This is a genomic window from Pseudomonas cyclaminis, from assembly GCF_015163715.1.
In the GTDB taxonomy this organism is placed as follows: domain Bacteria; phylum Pseudomonadota; class Gammaproteobacteria; order Pseudomonadales; family Pseudomonadaceae; genus Aquipseudomonas; species Aquipseudomonas cyclaminis.
The window spans coordinates 1-7,135 of the sequence record NZ_JADDUM010000303.1; the positions used below are offsets into that span (position 1 = coordinate 1).

The window sequence follows — 7,135 nt, forward strand, 5'->3', positions numbered from 1 at the left end:
CCCCCTCCCACATTTGAAAGTATTCACAGATCAAAGTGTGGGAGGGGGCTTGCCCCCGATAGGGCCGGTACTGCTGATAAAGATTACTGCTAGTTAAACTCATCCCCCACCGGATAGCGGCTGTCATTCAAGCTCTCTTTGATCTTGCGCAAATGCGGCTGGAAATCCACGCCACGGCGCAAGGTCATGCCGGTCGCCAGCACATCCAGCACAGTCAATTGGATGATCCGCGAGGTCATCGGCATGTAGATGTCGGTGTCTTCCGGCAGCGGAATGTTCAAACTCACGGTGCTGGCCTTGGCCAGCGGTGAATTCTCGGCCGTGACGCCCAGCACCGATGCACCGTTTTCCCGTGCGATACGCGCCACTTCCACCAGCTCGCGGGTACGCCCGGTGTAGGAAATAATCACGAACAGCTCGCCGGTGTGCGCCACCGAGGCGATCATGCGTTGCATCAGCACGTCGGCGTGGGCGGTCACTGACAGGTTGAAGCGGAAGAACTTGTGCAGCGCATCCATGGCCACCGGGGCCGAGGCGCCCAGGCCGAAGAAGTGGATCTGCCGCGCCTGGATCAACAGGTCTACGGCCTTGCTGATCAGGTTCGGGTCGAGGGCCTGGCAGGCGCTGTCCAGGGATGCGATGGCACTGCCAAAGATCTTCTGGGTGTAGGCCTCGGGGTTATCATCGGCTTCCACTGCGCGGCTGACATACGCCGCGCCGCTGGCCAGGCTTTGCGCCAGCTGCAATTTAAGTTCAGGGTAACCGCTGACGCCGAATGAACGGCAGAAACGGTTGACCGTCGGTTCACTGACCGAAGCGGCCTGGGCGAGGGCGGCGATGGAGAAACGGGTCGCCTGCTGCGGGTTGAGCAGGATGACCTCGGCGACTTTTTTCTCGGCCTTGTTTAATTCTTCGAGGCGGTTCCGGATCTGTTCCAGAAGATTTCGCACGCGGTCCATTCAGTCTTTCCTTCGGGCGACGATGCAAATAAAGGGCGGTAGCCAATCGACGAGTGGCATTTCGCGGTGGCCTATCCTACTGAGGGTAGCTGAACACCACCACTCGGAATGCGTATTTCGGGAAAATGTTGTGGTTATTACTACATTTTTCCTTGAGTGATGCCTTGAAAAAAGGTATTTGTAGCTTAACTTGATAAAAGAACAAACATCATGCCTTCGATAACCGTAGAACCCTGCACCTTTGCCCTCTTTGGCGCCTTGGGTGATCTGGCGCTGCGCAAGTTATTTCCTGCCCTCTATCAACTCGATGGCGCCGGGCTGCTGCACGACGACACGCGCATCCTGGCCCTGGCCCGTGAAGCCGGTTCCGAGCAACAGCACCTGGCCCATATCGAAAAAGAACTGCGTAAATACGTCGGCAAGGAACTGGACGAAAACATCGCCCAACGTTTCCTGGCGCGCCTCACTTACGTTCACGTCGACTTCATGAAGGCCGACGACTACGTGGCCCTGGCCGAACTGGCCGGTACCGAGCAACGCCTTATCGCCTACTTCGCCACTCCGGCGGCGGTGTATGGCGCGATCTGCGAGAACCTGTCCAAGGTCGGCCTGGCGGAAAACACCCGCGTGGTGCTCGAAAAGCCCATCGGTTCGGACCTGGAGTCTTCGCGCAAGGTCAACGACGCCGTGGCGCAGTTTTTCCCGGAAAACCGCACCTACCGCATCGACCACTACCTGGGCAAAGAAACCGTCCAGAACCTGATCGCCCTGCGTTTCGCCAACAGCCTGTTCGAAACCCAGTGGAACCAGAACTACATCTCCCACGTGGAAATCACCGTGGCCGAGCAGGTGGGTATCGAAGGCCGTTGGGGCTATTTCGACAAGGCCGGCCAACTGCGGGACATGATCCAGAACCACCTGCTGCAACTGCTTTGCCTGATCGCCATGGACCCGCCGGCCGACCTGTCTGCCGACAGCATCCGTGACGAGAAGGTCAAGGTGCTCAAGGCCCTGGCGCCGATCAGCCCGGATGGTTTGACTACCCAGGTGGTACGTGGCCAGTACATCGCCGGTTACAGCGCCGGGAAAGCGGTGCCGGGTTACCTGGAAGAAGAGAATTCAAATACCCAGAGCGACACCGAGACCTTCGTCGCGCTGCGGGCCGATATCCGCAACTGGCGTTGGGCCGGGGTGCCGTTCTATCTGCGTACCGGCAAACGCATGCCGCAAAAGCTGTCGCAGATCGTTATCCACTTCAAGGAACCGTCCCACTACATCTTCGCCCCCGAGCAGCGCTTGCAGATCAGCAACAAGCTGATCATCCGCCTGCAACCGGACGAAGGTATTTCCTTGCGTGTGATGACCAAGGAGCAGGGCCTGGACAAGGGCATGCAACTGCGCAGCGGGCCGCTGCAACTGAATTTTTCCGACACCTATCGCAGCGCACGTATCCCCGATGCCTACGAGCGTTTGCTGTTGGAAGTGATGCGCGGCAATCAGAACCTGTTTGTCCGTAAAGATGAAATCGAAGCCGCGTGGAAGTGGTGTGACCAGTTGATCGCCGGGTGGAAAAAATCCGGTGATGCGCCCAAGCCGTACGCGGCGGGTTCCTGGGGGCCGATGAGCTCCATTGCACTGATCACGCGGGATGGGAGGTCGTGGTATGGCGATATCTGAATTGAAACTGCCTCGGGGCGTAACGGCCCACGAGTACCGCACGCCGGTGCTGTTGGCCGAAGGCCTGGCCCTGGATGTAGCCGAACAACTGCGCGCGGCCATCAGTGCCCGTGGCGAAGCAACGTTGGTTGTGTCCGGTGGCCGCAGCCCCGTGGCGTTTTTCCAGCACCTGGCCAAGCAAGGCCTGGACTGGTCCAACGTCACCATCACCCTCGCCGACGAGCGCTGGGTGCCAGTGGAACATGCCGACAGCAATGCTGGCCTGTTGAAACAGCACCTGTTGCAAGGTCCTGCGGCCAAGGCCAAGTTCCTCAGCCTGTACAGTGCCGCCGCCAATCTTGAAGACGCCGCCGAGCAGGCCGATCGCCTGCTGGCCGAATTGCCGGCGATTGATGTGCTGGTACTGGGCATGGGCGATGACGGCCACACCGCATCGCTGTTCCCCAACAGCCCGAACCTTGCCCAAGCGTTGCAGGCCGACGGTACCCGCCGTTGCTGGCCGATGCTGGCGCCGACCGTGCCGCACCAGCGCCTGACCATGAGTCGTGCGCTGCTGGCCACGGCCAACTACACCGTGCTGTCGATTTCCGGCAGTTCGAAATTGACCACCTTGAGCGCCGCCCTGGCCAGTGACGACGTTGCTGCCATGCCGATTCGCGCGTTTTTGCAACCTACATTAGAGATTTACTGGTGCCCATGAGCCAAGGATCAGCCGCTATGAAAAGCCCTCAACCGACCGTGTCCATGGCGGATAAAGTTGCCTTGATCGACAGCCTCTGCGCCAAGGCGCGGATCCTGCCGGTGATTACCATCGCCCGCGAACAGGACATCCTGCCGTTGGCCGATGCCCTGGCAGCCGGTGGTTTGACCGCATTGGAAGTGACCCTGCGTTCGGAGTTCGGCCTCAAGGCCATTCAGGTCCTGCGCGAGCAGCGCCCGGAACTGTGCACCGGCGCCGGCACCGTGCTCGACCGTCACATGCTCGAAGCCGCCGAGGTTGCCGGCTCGCAATTTATCGTCACCCCCGGCATTACCCGCGACCTGCTGGAAGCCTCGGTGCACAGCCCGATCCCGCTGTTGCCGGGTATCAGCAATGCCTCGGGCATCATGGAAGGCTATGGCCTGGGTTATCGTCGCTTCAAGCTGTTCCCGGCGGAAGTCAGCGGCGGCGTGGCGGCGATCAAGGCCCTGGGCGGCCCGTTCGGCGAAGTGAAATTCTGCCCGACCGGCGGCGTCGGCCCGGCCAACATCAAAAACTACATGGCGTTGAAAAACGTGATGTGCGTGGGCGGTAGCTGGATGCTTGATCCTGAGTGGATCAAGAACGGCGACTGGGCCCGCATCCAGGAAGTCACCGCCGAGGCGCTGGCGCTGTTGGATTGATCTGATTTACCGAATCGTTGTTGCTGTGCTTAACGGCATTTTTGCGGTGCACTTGGTCGGTGTACCGCTTTTTTTTGCCTGCAAAAAGCCGTGAGGCCAACACATTTTTAATCTGTGCTCAGTTCGGTTATGGCTTTGACCAGCACATCAATGTCCGCCGTCGATGTGAGCAACCCCGGTGTCACCCGGATGCACGTACCAAACACCGCCCCGGTGCGCGTGGTGGTGAACAGGCCGTAATCCTTGAGCAACCGATCCACCATCACCTGCTGATCACACCCGCTGAACTTGAACGCGGTAATCCCGCAATACAGCCGTGGATCATCCGAAGTCAGCACCTCAATGCCTTTGAGGGGGCGCACCTGGCTTACCCACAGATCCCGCAGGTAATTGACCCGTGCACCTTTGGCCGCAGCGCCACCCAATGCCCGATGTTCTTCAAACACCAGTGGCAAGGTCATCAAGGCCGGAAAGTTTGGCGTACTGTAGGACGTGCGTGCGCGCACGTCCGTGATGGGGTAGTGGAACTCACCCATGTCGGGGTCGATATCTGCGAGGCGTTCCGGGGCGATGTACAGAAAACCCAGGGTCAGCGGCGCACCGATCCATTTATGCAGATTGAAGCCGGCGAACTGGATACCCAGTTCGGCGAGGTTGAAGTCGATCTGGCCCAGGGCATGGGCGCCGTCGAGGATCACGTCGATGCCCTGTTCACGCGCCGCCTCGGCGATGGCTGCAACGGGCATCACCAGGCCGGTGCGGTGGGTGACGTGGGTCAGCGCCATCAGCTTTATACGCGGGTACTCAGCGAAAGCGGTGCGATAGGTCTGCAACAGGCTGCCGAAACTGGCCGGGTGCGTGTGGGAAAGCTCAATCACCTCGACACCGCGAACCCCGGCCAACCAACGCATGGCGCCCTTGACGGTGTCGTACTCCAGATCACTGATCAACACCTGGTCGCCCGGTTGCAGGCGGTTGTAGTTGCGGATCAGCGACTGCAAGGCTTCGGTGGCGTTGCGGGTGAAGGCGACCGACTCCGGGTCCACATCGATCAACTCGGCCAATTGGCGGCGGATTTCGACGTTTTCACCTTGTTCGAAGCGCTGGCGCACGTGCAACGAATTGCTGCGGTTGATAAACGCCACGTGGTCCAGGTACTGCGCCTGGACTGCACGGCTCATGCGCCCGAAGTAGCCGTTTTCCAGATTGATCGGACCCGGTTCCAGGTCATAGCGCTGGGCGATGGCCTGCCAGTGCAGTTCGTTGTCAGCATTGCGTGGCATGGCGAGGCTCCTGATTAATGGCGCGGGGCGGGCTTGCCGTGTTTAGCGCGCAAGGGTTCGAGCAGTTCCGACAGACCGTTGTGGTCGATTTCCTGCATCAAGGCCAGCAAACCGCCCAGCTCGCCGTGGGGAAAACCCTCACGGGCAAACCAATTCAGGTAAGGGCCCGGCAGGTCGGCGATGATCCGGCCCTTGTATTTGCCGAAGGGCATTTCGCGGGTGATCAGCAGTTCGAGTTTTTCGGGGTTCATGGGGGATTCAGTGGCGTGAGTCGAGACCCTGGAAAATACAGGCATTCTGCATGAAGGCCAAATGACAGATCATGCAAATAACGTACATACAGATGGTTCAAATATTTTTAAGTTGTTGAAATTAAACATAAAAATTGTTTTTCAAAACCTGGCACGGGCGCTGCAATCATTAAGACAACCCTTCGTAACCTGCCTAAGGAATTGAAAAATGACTGACATCAATAAAGAATCGATCTCCGTACTCAACGACCTGATCGAGACCAGCATCGACGGCCAGAAAGGTTTCAAAGAATGCGCAGAAGACATCAAGCACCCAGAACTCAAGGCGCTGTTTGCCAAGCGTTCCGCTGACTGTGCAACCGCTGCCGCCGAGCTGAAAACCGCCGTGCGTGCACTGGGCGGTGATCCGGAAGACTCCGGCAGTGTGGCCGGCGCCCTGCACCGTGGTTGGGTCGACGTGAAGTCGATGCTCACCGGTAAAGATGAAGAGGCTGTTCTGAACGAAGCCGAGCGCGGTGAAGATCACGCACTCAAGGCTTACAAGGAAGCGATCGAGAAGATCAACAAGCACAACCTGCTGGGCATCCGTGACCTGGTTGAGCGTCAGTACCACGGCGTACAGCGCAACCACGACCAGGTGAAAGCCCTGCGTAACCAGGCTCGCGCTCAGTCGTAAGCCAAATGCGGTAAAGAAATGTGGGAGGGGGGTTGCTCCCGATTGGGGTGGGTCAGTCATCGAATATTGACTGAGACACCGCTATCGGGGGCAAGCCCCCTCCCACATTTGTATTGCGTGGAGCTGGAATCAGCCGATGCTGATAGGCGGCAGCTCGGTCAACGTCACAACCTGCTGCTTACGCGGTGCGAGGATCTCGGCTTCGCCATCCACCACCAGCTCATCGCGCTGGTTGAACACGCGGGTGGCAATACGCACGCGGAATTTCGGCAGTTTTTCAAGGATTTCCAGGCGCACAGTCAGTGTGTCGCCGATCTTGACCGGCTTCTGAAAGCTCATCTGCTGGCCGATATAGATAGTGCCCGGCCCAGGCAGCTCGCAGGCCACCGCCGCGCTGATCAGCGCACCGCTGAACATGCCGTGGGCGATACGCTCCTTGAACATGGTGGCCTTGGCGTATTCGGCGTCCAGGTGCACCGGGTTGTGGTCACCGGACATGGCGGCGAACAGCTGGATATCGCGCTCTTCCACCAGCTTGCTGTAGCTGGCGGTCTGGCCGACTTCGAGGGCTTCGTACGGGGTGTTGGTTACCTGTGTCATCTAAAGGTGCATCCTGTGGCTAATCGGTAATTATCGGTCGATTTTAAACGGCTGATTTTAAAAGAAAAGTTATTCGCAGTGGGCCGGCCTGCGCAAGGTCAGGGCCTGGTCGAGCCACGTCAGTACATCCGCGATAACGGCATCGCGGTTGGTTTCGTTGAACACTTCGTGACGCGCCTGCGGGTAGATATTCAATTGCAGATGCTGACAGCCGGCCTCACGCAGCGCATGGGCCAGGCTTTTGAGACGCTTGCCCTCACTCACCGGATCACATTCGCCGCCCATCACCAGGATCGGCAGCCCCGG

Annotated in this window: 9 protein-coding genes; 4 read left to right on the plus strand and 5 right to left on the minus strand. The window is 59.0% G+C overall.

Annotation, left to right across the window (positions count from 1 at the left end; genetic code table 11):
• Positions 1 to 89: 89 nt before the first annotated feature.
• Positions 90 to 950, minus strand: coding sequence for a MurR/RpiR family transcriptional regulator (locus IQK56_RS28955; protein WP_169851198.1), 861 nt, complete (start codon positions 948 to 950; stop codon positions 90 to 92).
• A 219-nt stretch (positions 951 to 1,169) separates the two neighbouring features.
• On the opposite strand from IQK56_RS28955, the gene zwf reads away from it, so the two are divergent.
• The 3 genes from zwf to IQK56_RS28970 are packed head-to-tail and all read left to right on the plus strand — an operon-like array spanning position 1,170 to position 4,019.
• Complete coding sequence (gene zwf / locus IQK56_RS28960; protein WP_193862529.1) at positions 1,170 to 2,636, plus strand: glucose-6-phosphate dehydrogenase; 1,467 nt, start codon at positions 1,170 to 1,172, stop codon at positions 2,634 to 2,636.
• Positions 2,623 to 3,336, plus strand: coding sequence for a 6-phosphogluconolactonase (gene pgl, locus IQK56_RS28965; protein WP_150675633.1), 714 nt, complete (start codon positions 2,623 to 2,625; stop codon positions 3,334 to 3,336). Before zwf ends, pgl begins: the two co-directional genes overlap by 14 nt.
• Positions 3,337 to 3,353: 17 nt before the next feature.
• Entirely contained in the window at positions 3,354 to 4,019 is a 666-nt protein-coding gene (locus IQK56_RS28970) for a bifunctional 4-hydroxy-2-oxoglutarate aldolase/2-dehydro-3-deoxy-phosphogluconate aldolase (protein ID WP_099585438.1), read from the plus strand.
• Positions 4,020 to 4,126: 107 nt separating this feature from the next.
• Here IQK56_RS28970 and IQK56_RS28975 read toward each other — a convergent pair whose 3' ends face one another.
• Entirely contained in the window at positions 4,127 to 5,302 is a 1,176-nt protein-coding gene (locus tag IQK56_RS28975; RefSeq protein ID WP_193862530.1) for an aminotransferase class V-fold PLP-dependent enzyme, read from the minus strand.
• Between the two features lie 14 nt (positions 5,303 to 5,316).
• Positions 5,317 to 5,553 carry a DUF3820 family protein gene (locus IQK56_RS28980; protein ID WP_003213031.1) on the minus strand — a complete coding sequence of 79 codons (237 nt, stop codon included), beginning with the start codon at positions 5,551 to 5,553 and terminating at the stop codon, positions 5,317 to 5,319.
• Between the two features lie 208 nt (positions 5,554 to 5,761).
• Between IQK56_RS28980 and IQK56_RS28985 the strand changes: the two genes are divergently transcribed.
• On the plus strand, positions 5,762 to 6,229 hold the full coding sequence (locus tag IQK56_RS28985) for a ferritin-like domain-containing protein (protein ID WP_010208206.1): 468 nt from the start codon (positions 5,762 to 5,764) through the stop codon (positions 6,227 to 6,229).
• 129 nt (positions 6,230 to 6,358) lie between these two features.
• Here the strand turns inward: IQK56_RS28985 and IQK56_RS28990 are convergent, their stop codons facing one another.
• Both IQK56_RS28990 and IQK56_RS28995 read right to left on the minus strand, forming a co-directional pair.
• Positions 6,359 to 6,829 carry a MaoC family dehydratase gene (locus tag IQK56_RS28990; protein WP_010208208.1) on the minus strand — a complete coding sequence of 157 codons (471 nt, stop codon included), beginning with the start codon at positions 6,827 to 6,829 and terminating at the stop codon, positions 6,359 to 6,361.
• 69 nt (positions 6,830 to 6,898) lie between these two features.
• Positions 6,899 to 7,135: alpha/beta hydrolase (locus tag IQK56_RS28995; RefSeq protein WP_193862531.1), on the minus strand; the 237-nt coding region annotated here is incomplete at its 5' end.

What these genes read in the sequence shown, in the direction of transcription:
- zwf (WP_193862529.1), top strand. Translation starts at nt 1,170, where the DNA reads ATGCCTTCGATAACCGTAGAACCCTGCACCTTTGCCCTCTTTGGCGCC.
- pgl (WP_150675633.1), top strand. Translation starts at nt 2,623, where the DNA reads ATGGCGATATCTGAATTGAAACTGCCTCGGGGCGTAACGGCCCACGAG.
- IQK56_RS28970 (WP_099585438.1), top strand. Translation starts at nt 3,354, where the DNA reads ATGAAAAGCCCTCAACCGACCGTGTCCATGGCGGATAAAGTTGCCTTG.
- IQK56_RS28975 (WP_193862530.1), bottom strand. Translation starts at nt 5,302, where the DNA reads ATGCCACGCAATGCTGACAACGAACTGCACTGGCAGGCCATCGCCCAG.
- IQK56_RS28980 (WP_003213031.1), bottom strand. Translation starts at nt 5,553, where the DNA reads ATGAACCCCGAAAAACTCGAACTGCTGATCACCCGCGAAATGCCCTTC.
- IQK56_RS28985 (WP_010208206.1), top strand. Translation starts at nt 5,762, where the DNA reads ATGACTGACATCAATAAAGAATCGATCTCCGTACTCAACGACCTGATC.
- IQK56_RS28990 (WP_010208208.1), bottom strand. Translation starts at nt 6,829, where the DNA reads ATGACACAGGTAACCAACACCCCGTACGAAGCCCTCGAAGTCGGCCAG.